This window comes from Nesterenkonia sp. AY15 (genome assembly GCF_022565855.1).
In the GTDB taxonomy this organism is placed as follows: Bacteria; Actinomycetota; Actinomycetes; order Actinomycetales; family Micrococcaceae; genus Nesterenkonia.
Map to the genome: position 1 here is coordinate 245,801 of NZ_JAJOYV010000002.1, position 14,247 is coordinate 260,047.

The 14,247-nt window shown below is 68.1% G+C and carries 11 protein-coding genes and 1 pseudogene; 7 read left to right on the forward strand and 5 right to left on the reverse strand.

Annotation, left to right across the window (positions count from 1 at the left end):
- Positions 1 to 17: 17 nt before the first annotated feature.
- Complete coding sequence (locus LSI54_RS04995; RefSeq protein WP_241465454.1) at positions 18 to 1,943, reverse strand: sensor histidine kinase; 1,926 nt, start codon at positions 1,941 to 1,943, stop codon at positions 18 to 20.
- Between the two features lie 83 nt (positions 1,944 to 2,026).
- Between LSI54_RS04995 and LSI54_RS05000 the strand changes: the two genes are divergently transcribed.
- From LSI54_RS05000 to LSI54_RS05010, 3 genes are read left to right on the forward strand one after another with little or no spacing between them, the layout of a single operon-like run.
- Positions 2,027 to 2,734 (forward strand): response regulator, encoded by a 708-nt coding sequence (locus LSI54_RS05000; protein ID WP_241465455.1) that lies wholly within the window; start codon positions 2,027 to 2,029, stop codon positions 2,732 to 2,734.
- 32 nt (positions 2,735 to 2,766) lie between these two features.
- Positions 2,767 to 5,055 carry a S9 family peptidase gene (locus LSI54_RS05005; protein WP_241477868.1) on the forward strand — a complete coding sequence of 763 codons (2,289 nt, stop codon included), beginning with the start codon at positions 2,767 to 2,769 and terminating at the stop codon, positions 5,053 to 5,055.
- A complete protein-coding gene (locus LSI54_RS05010) occupies positions 5,052 to 5,900 on the forward strand; it encodes a class I SAM-dependent methyltransferase (protein ID WP_241470604.1) in 849 nt (282 codons plus the stop codon). Before LSI54_RS05005 ends, LSI54_RS05010 begins: the two co-directional genes overlap by 4 nt.
- Before the next feature lie 55 nt (positions 5,901 to 5,955).
- On the opposite strand, the gene LSI54_RS05015 is transcribed toward LSI54_RS05010, so the two are convergent.
- Positions 5,956 to 6,615, reverse strand: a complete 660-nt coding sequence (locus LSI54_RS05015; protein ID WP_241465458.1) for a TenA family protein — start codon at positions 6,613 to 6,615, stop codon at positions 5,956 to 5,958.
- 120 nt (positions 6,616 to 6,735) lie between these two features.
- Between LSI54_RS05015 and LSI54_RS05020 the strand changes: the two genes are divergently transcribed.
- Both LSI54_RS05020 and LSI54_RS05025 read left to right on the forward strand, forming a co-directional pair.
- Entirely contained in the window at positions 6,736 to 7,740 is a 1,005-nt protein-coding gene (locus LSI54_RS05020) for a 1,4-dihydroxy-2-naphthoyl-CoA synthase (RefSeq protein WP_241465459.1), read from the forward strand.
- 656 nt (positions 7,741 to 8,396) lie between these two features.
- Entirely contained in the window at positions 8,397 to 9,398 is a 1,002-nt protein-coding gene (locus LSI54_RS05025) for an acyl-CoA thioesterase (RefSeq protein WP_241470605.1), read from the forward strand.
- Between the two features lie 337 nt (positions 9,399 to 9,735).
- Here the strand turns inward: LSI54_RS05025 and LSI54_RS05030 are convergent, their stop codons facing one another.
- Both LSI54_RS05030 and LSI54_RS05035 read right to left on the reverse strand, forming a co-directional pair.
- Positions 9,736 to 9,930 (reverse strand): ferredoxin, encoded by a 195-nt coding sequence (locus tag LSI54_RS05030; RefSeq protein WP_342357798.1) that lies wholly within the window; start codon positions 9,928 to 9,930, stop codon positions 9,736 to 9,738.
- Positions 9,931 to 10,147: 217 nt separating this feature from the next.
- Entirely contained in the window at positions 10,148 to 10,540 is a 393-nt protein-coding gene (locus LSI54_RS05035) for a TetR/AcrR family transcriptional regulator C-terminal domain-containing protein (RefSeq protein WP_274617527.1), read from the reverse strand.
- Between the two features lie 18 nt (positions 10,541 to 10,558).
- On the opposite strand from LSI54_RS05035, the pseudogene LSI54_RS13255 reads away from it, so the two are divergent.
- Both LSI54_RS13255 and LSI54_RS12975 read left to right on the forward strand, forming a co-directional pair.
- A pseudogene (locus tag LSI54_RS13255) lies at positions 10,559 to 10,816 on the forward strand (DUF4386 family protein); the annotation flags it as partial.
- Between the two features lie 52 nt (positions 10,817 to 10,868).
- Positions 10,869 to 11,126 (forward strand): DUF4386 family protein, encoded by a 258-nt coding sequence (locus LSI54_RS12975; RefSeq protein ID WP_342357799.1) that lies wholly within the window; start codon positions 10,869 to 10,871, stop codon positions 11,124 to 11,126.
- Positions 11,127 to 11,268: 142 nt separating this feature from the next.
- Here the strand turns inward: LSI54_RS12975 and LSI54_RS05045 are convergent, their stop codons facing one another.
- On the reverse strand, positions 11,269 to 14,193 hold the full coding sequence (locus tag LSI54_RS05045; RefSeq protein WP_241470607.1) for an FAD-binding and (Fe-S)-binding domain-containing protein: 2,925 nt from the start codon (positions 14,191 to 14,193) through the stop codon (positions 11,269 to 11,271).
- Between the last annotated feature and the right edge of the window lie 54 nt (positions 14,194 to 14,247).

Here is a 14,247-nt window from a genome sequence, read left to right on the forward strand (position 1 = left end):
TAGGGGGTGCGCGGGGTTCACAGCGGGAAGGAGGCGCGGATGAAGTATCCGCCGTCCGGGGTCTCCCCGGTCTCCACCGTGCCGCCGACGGCGCTGACCCGCTCCCGGATGCCCTCCAGTCCCAGGCCGGCGCCCGGCGCGGGCACCGAGACCGGGTGCGGCGGGGCGGTGTTGCGCACCTGGATCAGCAGGTGGCGGGTGTCGGCGGGCTCCGAATCCTTGTCGGACTCTCCGATCAGCTCGGCGCTGACCTCGATCGTGGAGGAGGGCGCATGGCGCAGCGCATTGCTCAGCCCCTCCTGGACCATCCGGTAGGCGGCGAGGCCGACGGCGGAGGACGCCTCCACGACGTCGAGCCCGGTGACCCGGATCGGGGTGCCGGAGGCGCGGGTGGCTTCGACCAGCGAGTAGATCTCCGCGAGCCCCGGGGTCGGCCCGGTCGGTGCCTCCTCCTCGCTGCGCAGGGTGCCCAGCAGCATCCGCATCTCCCCCAGCGCCTGCCGCGAGGACCGGGCGATCTCCTCGAACTCCTGCTGCGCCTCCGGCGTGATGGAAGGGAGCCGGTAGCGGGCGGTTGCGGCCTGCACGCTGATCACCGACATGGAATGGGCGACCACGTCGTGGAGTTCCCGGGCGATCCGGTTGCGCTCCTCGAGCTCCCGACGACGCCGGCTCTGCTGGGCGCTGGTGCGTTCGGAGACCTCCAGCCGGTCGGCGTCGCGGATCCACTGCCGGGTCAGGCTGCCGAGCACGGCGACGCCCCCGCCGACCGAGGCGAACACGATGCCGGTGCTCACCGCCCCGTCAGGAAGCTCCGGGGCCGCCATGACGATGGCCGCGAACGTGAGCAGCGCGCTGGCCGCCCAGCCGCTGGCCGCGCAGTACCAGGGTTCGCGCAGCGCCGCGACCAGGATCACCCCGCACTGGATGAGCATCGCGGTGACCGGCCAGGGCCAGATCCCCACCCCTGCCTCCGCGGTGGCGCCCATCAGTGCCGCCGAGACCAGGACCGAGGCGCCGATCCCGGCCCAGGGGAACTTCAGCGTGAGCACCAGGCTCAGGCAGTGCCCCAGGGTCAGCACCAGGGCGAAGGCCGGGTGGATCCCATAGACCGTGGTGGTGAGCGGCCAGGCCACCACGAAGAGCACCACCGCGGCGAAGCAGATCCCGATCCAGGACCAGGCGGCGGCGCTGAAGGAGGCTGAGGACTCCTCGACCCGGGCTCCCGGGCGACCCACGGCGGCGCGGGAGAGCGTGCGCTCCAGCGGATGCGCCTGGGGGTGTTCCAGCGGGATCAGTCGGCCCCGGCCGCCTGCGCCGAGCAGGCTCGTGGCCAGCAGCGCATCCAGTGCGGCCAGCCCGCGCATCACGGCGGGCAGGGTGACCAGGAAGACCACGCCGAGGATGAAGAACACGGCGGCATCCAGCACGTACTGCCAGAACCCGCTGGCCGGCACCAGCGCGGGTTCGATCAGCTCCAGGATTCGGATCAGGCCCCGTTCCCCGGGGATGAATCGGGACCAGAAGAAGTAGGTGAGCCCCACCGGGCCCATCAGGATCCAGAGGGCCGCCACGACGAAGGTCACCAGCCGCACCGGCAGCGCGAGGATCATCTCGAAGATCAGATCCAGCCAGCGGCGAGGGTCGGCCACCGGGCGCAGTCGACCGGCCAGGCCCGGGTCCCTGGGCCGATAGCTCACCGGGGCGAGCACCGCGCCCCAGATCCGCAGCCGACGCCGGGAGAGCTCCGCGAACTCCGAGGCTGTGACCAGGGCCAGCGGAAGCACCAGGGCACCCACCCACAGCGGCGCCGTCGCAATGGAGACCGCCAGCAGGGTCATCAGCAGGCTGGCGCCGAAGAGCGCGATCGGCAGCCCCGGCAACACATAGGCGCTGTCGCGCAGGAGCCGTCGGGTCAGGGATTCAGGTCGAGGGCTGTGCACTGAGGAATCCTGGGCTGGGGAGGCATGGTGTTCACATCACACCATAGGCATCGGCGAGCGCGGTACCGGGGTAGCGTTGAAGCATGCCCCCCGCCGTCTCCGCCGACTCCTCGGCCCCGCTCTCCGGCTCTGCCATCCGGGTGCTCATCGTCGATGACCAGTCGATGATCCGCGCCGGCTTCGCCGCCCTGCTCGACGCTCAGGTGGACATCACGGTCACCGGCACCGCCGCCGATGGTGAGGGGATCGAGGAGGTGGTGCGCGGCACCACCCCAGACGTCGTGCTGATGGACATCCGGATGCCGAAGGTCAATGGTCTCGAGGCCACCCGGCAGATCCTCAGCATGGAAGGGACTCCCCCGCGGATCCTGATGTTGACCACATTCGACGCCGATGAGTACGTCTTCGACGCGCTGCGCGCCGGAGCCAGCGGCTTCCTGCTCAAAGATGCCACCCCGGAGGAGCTGGTCCAGGCCGTCCGGGTGGTGGCCGACGGCGACGCGCTGCTCTCGCCCAAGATCACCCGCACCCTGATCGCGGACTATGCTGCCCGCCCGACGGCGACCCCGGTCCAGTCGCGGCTGCTCTCCGAGCTCACCGAGCGTGAGCAGGAGGTGATGACCGCGGTCGCCCGTGGCCGGTCGAACGCGGAGATCGCCGCTGAGCTCTTTCTCGCCGAGCAGACCGTGAAGACCCATGTGTCGCGGATCCTGACCAAGCTGGCGCTGCGCGACCGGACCCAGATGGTGGTCTACGCCTATGAGTGCGGGCTGGTCCGCGCCGGGGAGTGATGCGGACTTCGGCGGTCTGATTGAATGGCGGCATGTCTGATTCAACTGCCCCGCAGGCCAAGAAGGTCCCCACCGAACGCACCCATCACGGGGACACCTTCGTGGATCACTACGAATGGCTGCGGGACAAGGACTCCCCCGAGGTCCTGGCACATCTGCACGCCGAGAACGCCTACGCCGATGCGGTGACCGCCGCGCAGAAGCCGCTGCGCGAGACGATCTTCAACGAGATCAAGCACCGCACGGTGGAGACCGACCTCTCGGTCCCCTCTCGCCGCGGAGACTGGTGGTACTTCACCCGCACCATCGAAGGCGAGCAGCACCCGGTGTACTGCCGGGTCGCCGCCGGCAGCGCAGCGGAGACCGAGCAGAACGACGTCGAGCGCGGGTCCTGGACCCCGCCGCAGGTCGAGGCCGGCGTCGTCCTCCCTGGTGAACAGACCTTCTTCGACACCAACGCCGAGGCCGCGAAGCACCCCTTCTACCAGCTCGGCGGGATGTCGCTGAACGCCGAGGGGACGCTGCTGGCCTACTCCGAGGACACCTCCGGCGACGAGCACTACACCGTGCGCTTCCGCGACCTCACCACCGGGGAGAACCAGCCCGAGCAGATCAGCAACGTCCACGGCGGACCCGTGCTGGAGCCCTCCGGCGCGCGCGCCTATTACATGGTGGCCGACGCCGCGTGGCGGCCCCACCAGCTGTACATGCACACCCTGGGCACCGACGCGGAGCAGGATCGGCTGATCCTGGAGGTCAGCGACGAGCAGCTCTGGACCGGCGTCGGGCTCTCCGCGGACAAGCGTGAACTGGTGATCATCTCCGGGAACTCCGAGTACGACGAGTCCCGGCTCCTCGACGTCACCGACCCGCAGGCGGAGCCGGTGCTCTTGATCAGCGCCGAGCAGCGCCTGCTGCACAGCATCGACCCGATCGAGCTCGACGGCGAGCGCCTGCTGCTGGTCACACACAACCAGTCCGGACCGAACAACGCCCTCTCGGTGACCACAGCCGCGGCGCTGACCGCCCAGGACCCGAACGCCGCGCCGAGCGCTGACCGGCCGCTGGACCTGGGTCGGCCGGTGCTGCCGCATGAGGAGACGGTCAAGCTCGAAGGCGTGAGCGTCACCGCCGCGCAGATCATCGTCACCGCCCGCCGGGACACCATCGAGTCCATCCAGCTGCTCAACCTGGAGCAGCTGCGCGCGGCGCTCGCCGGCGCCGACCCGGTGCCGACCTCGACGCTGCCCGGCCCGGAGTTCGACGAGGAGCTCTACACCTGTGCGGTGATCGCCGCGGAGTACGAGGCGCCGCTGTTCCGGGTGGCGTATGAGTCCTGGCTGACCCCGACCCGGATCTATGACATCGACCATGAGACCGCGGAGCCGCTCCTGCGCCGGGAGACCCCGGTGAACGACGTGGATCTCGGCGCCTACCGCGCCACCCGGATCTGGGCACCCAGCGGGGACACCCGCGCGGACGGCTCGGCGATCGCGATTCCGGTCACGGTGCTGCATCATCGCGATGTCGCAGCCGATGGCACGAATCCGACGCTGGTCTACGGCTATGGCTCCTATGAGATGAGCATGGATCCAAGCTTCGGAATCCCAAGGCTGTCGCTGCTGGACCGCGGGGTCGTCTTCGCGATCGCGCATATCCGGGGCGGCGGTGAGCTGGGCCGCGGCTGGTACGAGGACGGCAAGAAGCTGAAGAAGACCAACACCTTCACCGACTTCATCGCAGCCACCGATCACCTGATCACCCAGGGCTGGGCTGATCCGGCACGGGTCGCCGCGCTGGGCGGCTCCGCCGGCGGACTGCTGATGGGAGCGGTTGCCAACCTCGCCCCGGAGAAGTATGTGGCGATCCTGGGGCAGGTGCCCTTCGTGGACAACCTGACCACCATCCTGGACCCGGAGCTGCCGCTGTCGGCGCTGGAGTGGGAGGAATGGGGCAACCCGATCACCGACCCGGAGGTCTACCGCTATATGAAGTCCTACGCGCCCTATGAGAATGTCCGCGACCTGGCATACCCGGCGATCGCGGCGGTGACCAGCCTCAACGACACCCGGGTGCTCTACGTGGAGCCCGCGAAATGGGTGCAGGTGCTGCGCGAGCACCAGCGCGGCGAGGCCCCCGTGGTGATGAAGATCGAGATGGAAGGCGGCCACGGCGGGGCGTCGGGCCGGTATGAGACCTGGAAGGAACGCGCCTGGGACTACGCGTTCATCGCGCATCACCTCGGCGCAAGCGAGCGTCTGGGCGCCGGTGAGATTCACAGCGCCGTTGAGATTCCCAGCGCAAGCCAGCCGCGCCGATGAGCCCTGCCGAGACCGAAAGCCCCGGGGATCCTGCGGAGCCGGGCAGCTCGAGCCGACATTCAGCCCCGGAGGTGGACCCGGCCTTCGCCTGGGTGACGGACCCGGAGCTTGTGGCGATCTATGACGTGGAGAACTCCGGGGGCTGGGACCACGAGTTCTACCTCGAGCTGGCCCAGGAGCTCGGTGCCGCCCGCGTGGCCGATATCGGCTGCGGCACCGGGGTCTTCGGGATCCTGCTGGCCGAGCATGGCATCGAGGTCACCGGTGTGGACCCGGCGGCGGCGATGATCGACGTCGCTCGCTCCCGGACCGCCGAGTCGCAGCTGACTCCGCCGCCGCGCTGGATCCACGGCTTCGCCGATCAGCTGGAGGCGCAGGCGGCGGACCTGGTCGTCATGGAGGGCCACGTGGCGCAGTACTTCCTCACCCGGGCCGACTGGGAGGCCGTGCTGGACCACGCCTTCCAGGCGCTGAGGCCCGGCGGGCATCTGGCCTTCGAGGTGCGCAACCCGGCCGCGCTGGAGCTCGACGCCTGGGATCCGGAGTCCACCCGGGAGACCCAGCCGCACCCCGACGGCGGAGAGTTCACCTCCTGGATGGAGATCGTCCGCGTCACCGAGGACCCGGCGGACGGCGCGCTCATCACCGCCCAGGCGCACAACATCCTGCCCGATTCCCGTGAGCTCATCGCCGAGGAGACGCTGCGCTACCGGCCGCTGTCGGTCCTGCGCCAGACGCTGAGCGCCGCCGGGTTCCGCCCGGTTCAGCTCTGGGGCGACTGGGACCGCGAAGAGCTCAGCGATGACTCCCCGGAGATGATCTTCCTGGTTCAGAGGCCCGACTGATCCCCCTGCTCGGGAGGCTGCGAGGGGCCGCCGAGTCGGTGAATGACAGCCTCGCTCAGCCGACCGGCCAGCGTTCCTGCCGGTGGGCTGAGTCCCAGAACATCCACTCGTACTGACTCGCCCGGCGGTAGGCGGCGTGCATCGCGGCCCGGGTCTGCTCGCTGGCGGTCTCCGCCAGCTCGTCGACGACCTGCTTGGCAGCTTCGGTGAGCTCGTGGAACTCCGGATCCCCGTAGGCGCTGATCCAGTCCGCGTAGGGGTGCCCATCGAGGGTCCCGACCCGGGCCTTGAGACGCGTGCCGACGTCGTCGTAGATCCAGAAGCAGGGCAGCACCGACGCCGCCAGCACCGGCAGCGAGCCGGCCGAGACCAGGGCGAGCTCGTAGGAGGTGTAGGCGACGGTGGTCGGTGAGGGCTGCACCGCGGAGAAGTCCACCACATGGGTCGCGTGCAGCGCACGCTCCTCCTCGATCGCGCCGGCGGCGGCTCGCGACCAGAACATGATGTGCTCTGGGTCGGTGGACTGAACGGCGCAGGCGGCGAGCGCCCGGGCGTATTCGGTCAGGTACAGCGCGTCCTGGCCCATATAGTGCTCGAAGGTCGCCCGCGGCAGCGACCCGTCTTCGAGCTGCTGCAGGAACGGCAGCTTCTCGATCTCGGCACGGATTGCCTCCGTGCTCGCCCAGGCTTCCTCGGTGAAACGCTTCCCGGTCATGCTCTCCCTCTCCAGCACCGCCTCATCAGCGGCTTTGACTGTGGTCCAGGCCCACTCTCTCCCGAGACATCGTAGAGCGTCGCGAAGATCCGCGAGCGAGATCATGACGACGACGCACCCATGCTCCTCGGTAGACTCGGCCATGTGACCGGATCCGATACCCCCAGCAGCCCGACCGTCCCCAGCCTGCCCGCGAAGGTCTCCGACATCTTCGACCCGTGGCAGTGGCGCACCGTGGAGGGATTCGACTTCACCGACGTCACCTACCACCGGCGCGTGCAGCGCGACGAGGACGGAACGATCACCGCAGATCTCCCAGCGGTGCGCATCGCGTTTGACCGCCCCGAGGTGCGCAATGCCTTCCGGCCCGGCACCGTGGATGAGCTCTACCGTGCCCTGGACCATGCCCGGATGACCCCAGACGTGGGTGCGGTGCTGCTCACCGGCAACGGACCCTCCCCCAAGGACGGCGGGCACAGCTTCTGCTCCGGCGGGGACCAGCGCATCCGTGGCCGTGACGGGTACCGATACGCCGAGGGCGACACCGCCGAGACCATCGACCCCGCCCGAGCCGGGCGGCTGCACATCCTCGAGGTTCAGCGGCTCATCCGCACCATGCCCAAGGTCGTCATCGCCGTGGTCAACGGCTGGGCGGCCGGTGGCGGGCACTCGCTGCACGTGGTCGCCGATCTGAGCATCGCCTCATCGCAGCACGGGAAGTTCAAGCAGACCGACGCCACCGTGGGCTCCTTCGACGCCGGCTACGGCTCGGCGCTGCTGGCCCGCCAGGTGGGTCAGAAGAAGGCCCGCGAGATCTTCTTCCTGGCTCGTGAACACTCGGCCGAAGAGATGGTGGCCGCCGGCGCGGTCAACGAGGCGGTCGACCACGAGCGGCTGGAGGAGGTCGCCCTGGGCTACGCCACCGACATCGCCAGGCAGTCCCCGCAGGCCATCCGGATGCTGAAGTTCGCCTTCAACGCCCCCGACGACGGTCTCGCCGGCCAGCAGGTCTTCGCCGGGGAGGCCACCCGTATGGGATACATGACCGATGAGGCGGTGGAGGGCCGCGACGCCTTCCTCGCCAAGCGCGAACCCGACTGGTCTGAGTTCCCGTACTACTACTGATCAGCCGCATTGATCCATGTCAGCGCCTGATGATCACCCTACCGGGCGCGCGCCGGGCGTCGAGGACCCCGAGCGTGGAGATTCAGACGTCTTCACCGTTGAACTCGGCCCTGTAGGACGAAAATCCCGACGTTGTGCACACGGCTCTCGCGTAGTCTTGACGTATCTCCCTGAGGTGAGAGCGCCTCGCTCCCAGGGCGACTGGAGAGGGGGGGTGCTTCCGTGATGTTCCACGAAGCTGCGGCGACCCATGAGCCGTGGGCACGAATTCACTCCTGGTCGTCCTCTCACCCAGGTCGCCAGTCCCATCCCTGCCGCGCCAACCCCCGAGCAGGGAACGCGTTGCGGGACCGGCCACGTCTGCGGTTGTGGTCGTGGTCGTGGTCGTGGCTGAGAGCATCGAAACGCCACCGCACCTACAGCATCCATATCCTCTGGGGTCTGCCGACGTTCGACCTGGCCATCACACAGCCGGAAACGATCGAACCCACAACGAATGTGCTGCGGGTCAGGCCTATGGACGAGGGAGTCATGGCCTTCAAGGCGCTGATGCGCGGACAGGAGACCGGCCTGAAATGAACTCGAGTTCCAGTCTGAACCCCAATGGAACACATTCGCGCGCCAGCCCGGTGCAAGTCGGACCTGATCCCTCAGCGATGGCCACCCGGACGAGCGGCAGCGGCCAGCGTCACGAGGTCACTCTGCGTTTCCTTGCCGCGCCCACGGACCGCGGCAAGGCCGGGACCGTTGATGCCGGTCGGGTCCTGGAATGGGTGGACAAGGCGGCCTTCGCTGCGGCCACCGGTTGGTCCGGCAGCTATTGTGTGACCGCCTACGTCGGCAACATCCACTTCCACGATCCGGTCCAAGTCGGCGAGATGGTGGAAGTCACCGGCACCGTGCTCTACACGGGCCGGACCTCGATGCATATCCAAACGATGGTCCGCTCTGGCGACCCCAAGACGGGACACCTCGAGGAGCGCGCCCGTTGCCTCGTCATCTTCGTGGCGGTGGACGCGAACGGCCACGCCACGCCGGTGCCGGAATTCGTCCCCCACACCCTGGAGCAGCAGCGTGCCCGCGATTACGCCATGTCACGCGTCCCCATCCGCAATGCAATCACGGCGGCGCTGAAGAGCCAGCGCTACACCGACGCAGGCACCGCCGAACGCGTCACGCTGCGTTTCCTGGCAGAACCCACGGACGTGAATTGGGGCGGCAAGGTCCACGGCGGCGTCGTCATGGAGTGGATCGACACCGCCGCCTACCTCTGCTCGTCCCGCTATTGCGGCCGAGACACTGTGGCGGTGTTCTCCGGCGGGATCCGCTTCACCCGCCCGCTGCGCATCGGGGACCTCGTCGAGGTGGAAGCCCGACTGATCTACACCGGCAACAAGGGCATGCATATCGCCGTGGAGGTCCGCTCGGGAGACCCCAAGGGCGGCGAACTCACCCAGACCACGAATTGCATCACCGTCATGGTCGCCCGCGACGAGAACGGAACTTCTGTCCCCGTTCCTCCATGGGAGCCAGTCAGCGAGGAGGACCGTGAGCTCTGGACGCATACCCGCACCCTGCTGGAGATCCGGAGCCGCGCCCCCGGCAGTCGTCTCCCTGACCACCTCCTGAACGATGCTGAAGCGCAGGACTACAAGTGACCGGAGCGCCCCGTTCTCACACACCCCGCACGACGTCACCCGCCTCAGATGTGACCGAGCCCGTCCCGGAAGTGCTGGTCCCGCTTCCCGGTCTCGAGTCGGGAACCGGCAACCCGGCTACTCCGCCCGGCACGCCTCTGACTCTGAGACCCCGGGCACGACCACCGGATCCGGCTCCAGTTCACCCGACGCGGTCTCATCAACCGCCTGCGATGAGTCATCGGGGCGCAACTTTGCACTCCACAGAAGCACCATCGGTCTGGCACACCATGTCGCCTGAAGCTGTACCCCTCGCGAGCGTCTTGGTGGATCCGCCGGGCCCACAACGCTCTGGGCTCTACTCCCGTATGTGGATGGACGCGGATGGGCAGAAGTCCGCAGCTTCTCGGACAAGGTCGTGCTCTGCTTCGGGAGGACTCTCATTGAGCAGCTCCACTTTGCCGTCGTCGGCACGCTGTGCGAACACGTTCGGTGCTGACAGCACACATTGTCCGGCTGCAACACAGGTGTCCTCGGTGGTCGCAATCTTCACGGCGATGGTCCCTTCTTCCTGCGATGGAACTGGTCCGTTGATCGAATGCTACGCGGGGTACCCGCGAGGATCTAGACCAAGGGTCACAGCACACCGATGGAGTCACGATTCATGCCCCTCCCCGAGACTGCACGAGGCAATCGAGCAGATAGGGTTCAGTCCGCTCTCACGAGAGGATGTGTGCCGGAGCCGCAGCATCCAGCTCCGCTTACTACCGTCAGGGCTTGGCCGGGACGTTGTCACAGGTCTCTTCAGCGGCCTTTAACCGAGCCAGCCCGTCCAGCAGCAGGTCGAGGGTGAACTCGAACTCTGCCTGACTGTCCCACCACCCCAGGATCAGGTCGTGCGCCGAGCGCACCTCCGCCTCTGCCATAGCTGCGAGGTGGAGCATCATCGTCGCGAAGCTGGCCGAGCTCGCCGGGTCCGCCACGCCGTCGATCTGACCCGCCGGCGCGCTGAAGGGCTCCTGGACGAATCCGAGGATCATGCTTCCCAACGCATGCAGGGCGCGGTGGGCCAGGTGATAGCTGAAGTCGCCCTCGACGAACGTCGCCACAACAGCCTCGTATCGACGAAGGGCGCCGAACGGAACACTCGAGCCCGACACCATGAGGCTCGAAGCTCACGGATGGCTCAGCATGATCTCCCGCGAGACCAGGCAGCGTTCGCGCACCAGGCGTCGCCATTCGGCGGGGCCGGTCGCATCAAACCTGCGAAGCTCGACGTCACCCTCGGCCAGCTGGTCGACAATGACTCGCTCGCTCGCGCAGGCATCGCCCTTAGGCTCGGAATCGTTCTCACCCAGGCCCTCGTCGCGCTGTGGCTGTTCAGGCTCTTCCGCACTGTCAACGTGGTTGCGGCGGGAGCCGTCATAGCCTTCGGACTCGTGAACGCTGTTGCGATCCTCACGAGCGCGGCTATCATCGCCACCGCGCAGAGTGTCGCCGGCGTACCCCGGCTTGGCGCCGGGAGGCGCCGCCGAGGCGACCGTTCAGTTCGCCTACGCCTTCAGCGCGAACATCCGGGACGCGACGGCGATCTTCTTCGGTCTGTGGCTCACCCCGATGGGTCCGCTGGTGCTGGAATCACAGTGGATGCCCCGACCCCTGGACTGGCTCCTGATCGTGGGCGGCGTCGGGTACACGTTCAGCGCGTTCGGGATCCCCGTTCCTGCCCGACCTCGACGTCGTTGCTGAGGCGATGACCATTCCCACAGGAATCGGGGAGTTCTGGCTGGCTGGCTGGCTACCTGCTCATCCGCGGCATCCGGCGCCGGGAGGTCTCAACGGCACCAGGCCCGATGTCATCGAGACCCCGCGTGAGTTGACGCCGCAGACATCACTTCCGTGCGTTCAGCAGCTCCGCGAGGTGCATCGCCGGAACATCAGCGAGGTCATCGAGCTGGATCCGGCAGGACATCCCGTCCGCGAGGACCACGGTGTCCCCACCACGCTGCTGCTGGTCCCGCACCGCTGGCATGAGGTAGGTCTCGGCGACTGCGACGGAGGTCTCATAGTGACCCTTCTCCACGCCGAAGTTCCCGGCGAGCCCGCAGCATCCCGCGACCTTGGTGATCTCGGCGCCGGCCTTCTCCAGCAGCGCCCGGTCAGCTTCCCACCCGATGATCGCCGACTGGTGGCAGTGCGGCTGCGCGACGACGTCGACCCCGTTCAGGTCAGGCAGCCGCACCCGGCCCTCGCCTTCCAGACGGGTGAGCAGCTCGGCAAAGGTGAGCACTCCCGCAGCGACGGTTCTGGTCTGCTCGCTGTCGGAGAGCTCCAGCGCGTCACTGCGCAGCGTGGCCAGGCAGCTGGGCTCCAGGCCGATCACCGGCACCCCTGAACTGACATAGGGGGCGAGCACCTCGACGGCCTGGGTGATCCGCCGACGGGCCTGGTCCAGCTGACCGGTCGAGATCCACGGCAGCCCGCAGCAGCCCTCCTTCTGGATCAGCCGCACCTCGAGGCCCTGTGACTGCAGGTATTCGATCGCCGCCAGCCCGGACTGGGGAAAGAAGTGGTTGGTGAAGGAATCGGCCCAGACCCATACGTCGGGCCGGTCGGTGCTGTTGGGACTGGCACTGTTGGTGGGGCTCAGCTTCTGCTCGGCTCGGCGCAGCGTCCGGCGCGCGAACCTCGGCACGGACCGGCGCTGATCGATGCCGGCAACCCATTTCGCTGCCGCGGCGAGCGGGGTCAGCTTCATCATCAGGTTCGCCACGGGCGCCACCGGTGCGGCCAGCTTCGCCCAGACGGGGAGTCGTCCCAGGACATAGTGGCTGCGCGGGCGCAGCCGGCGCCGCGGGAGCCCGTCTGCGTCACGGTCGTACTTCTGGTGCAGCGCCTCGGCCTTGTAGGCGGCCATATCCACCCCGGCGGGACAGTCCGAGGCGCAGCCCTTGCAGGACAGGCACAGGTCCAAGGCTTCGTGCACCGCGGGGTCGGCGAGCCCGTGCACCAGCGTCCCGTCCATGGCCTCCTGGAGGACGCGGGCCCGGCCCCGGGTCGAGTCCTTCTCCTGAGTGGTCGCCAGATAGGAGGGACACATGACCCCGTTGGTCTTCGGCGCCACGCAGCGGCCGACGCCGGAGCAGCGGTGCACAGCGGCACCGTAGTCGCCGTCGTCGTGAGTCATCAGCAGTCCGGGCCAGGGCAGGGTCTGCTTCGGCCGGGTGGGGCGGATGTCCTCGGTGTTGGGCCGGGCGCCGGTGCCGCCGGGCTGGCCCGCTCGGGCGCCGTCGGTCTGCGGACCCGTGATGATCCCGGGGTTCAGCAGATTCTGCGGGTCGCAGATCCGTTTCGCCTGGGCAAAGAGATCCAGGGAGGTCTCGTCGTACATGAAGGGCAGCAGCTCTGAGCGCACGCGTCCGTCACCGTGCTCCCCTGATAGCGATCCGCCGTAGACGGAGAGCCGTTCAGCGCAGGCCAGCATGAACTCTCGGAACACCCCGGTGCTGGAAGGATCTCCGTGCTGGAAGGGAAAGTCGATGCGGCAGTGGATGCATCCGTCGCCGAAGTGACCGTAGGGGTAGCCATGGAGGCCGAATTCCTCCAGCAGCGATTCGAAGTCTCGCATCCACGCGCCGAGGTGCTTCGGGGGCACCGCGGAGTCCTCCCACCCCGAATGCGCCGGGGTGGCCAGACTGATCCCGGCCAGTCCCGCCCCGTCCTCCCGGATCTTCCACAGCGCGGCGGCCTCGGCGGGACTCTCGATGAATCGTGTGTCCACGGCAGCGGACGCGGTCCTGACCTTCTCGATGACCGCGCTCGCCGCCTCTCCTGCTGCCTCTACGAACAGCCAGCTCTGGCCTCCGGGCAGCTGCGGGACGGGCTTTCCGGCCGAGCGGACCAGAGCTACCAGTCGGGAGTCCATGCCTTCACAGGCGATCAGGCTGTTGGGCCCGAACTCGCTGTGGACCGCGTCAAGGATGTGCGGGACAGCGTCGGCTGCCTCGCTGACCGAGTCGTAGCCGAGCACAAGAAGGAGCCGACGGGGGTCATCGACGACCAATCGCACCTCGGCCTCGAGCACCGTTGCCAGCGTGCCCTCGCTGCCCACCAGGAACCGCTCGATGCGCCTCCGGTTCTCGGGCAGCAGGTGCTCAAAGCTGTAACCGGAGACCTGGCGACTGAACTGCCCAAACCGAGTGCGGACATGAGCCAGATTGCCCTCGGCCAGGCCGAGCAGCTTCTCCGCCGTCACTCCCTGCGCCGTGCCGCTGCGTGAGTCGAAGCTGCCCACCTCTCCGTTGCCGAAGAGCACGGTGGCCGCCTCGACGTTGTCCGCGGTGCGACCGTATCCGAGTGCGCGGGAACCACAGGCGTTGTTGCCGATCATCCCGCCGATGGTGCACCGCGAATGGGTCGAGGGGTCGGGGCCGAAGCGCAGGCCATGCGGTGCCGCTGCGCGCTGCAGGTCCGCGTGCACCACCCCCGGCTCGACGGTGGCGGTCTGGGCATCCGGGTCGATGGAGATGATGCGCTTGAGGTCTCGGGTGTCGACGACGATCCCCTCGCCCACGGCATTGCCCGCGATCGAGGTGCCGGCCCCGCGCATCGTGACCGGCGCGCCCACCGATCGCGAGATCTCATGGACGGCGTGGAGCTCGTCGACGTGTTGGGGCCGGACGACCACCGTAGGCACCACGCGATACAGGCTCGCATCGGAGGAGTACATGCCGCGCGCCAGCACAGAGGCATCAACCTTGGACACTCCCGCGCGGATCAGCTCCTGAACCAGGTATTGGGCGGTTTCGCTCTTCACCGACAGCTCCACTACATCCCCTTCCACACGAGATTGGTCTGATCACCAGTCATC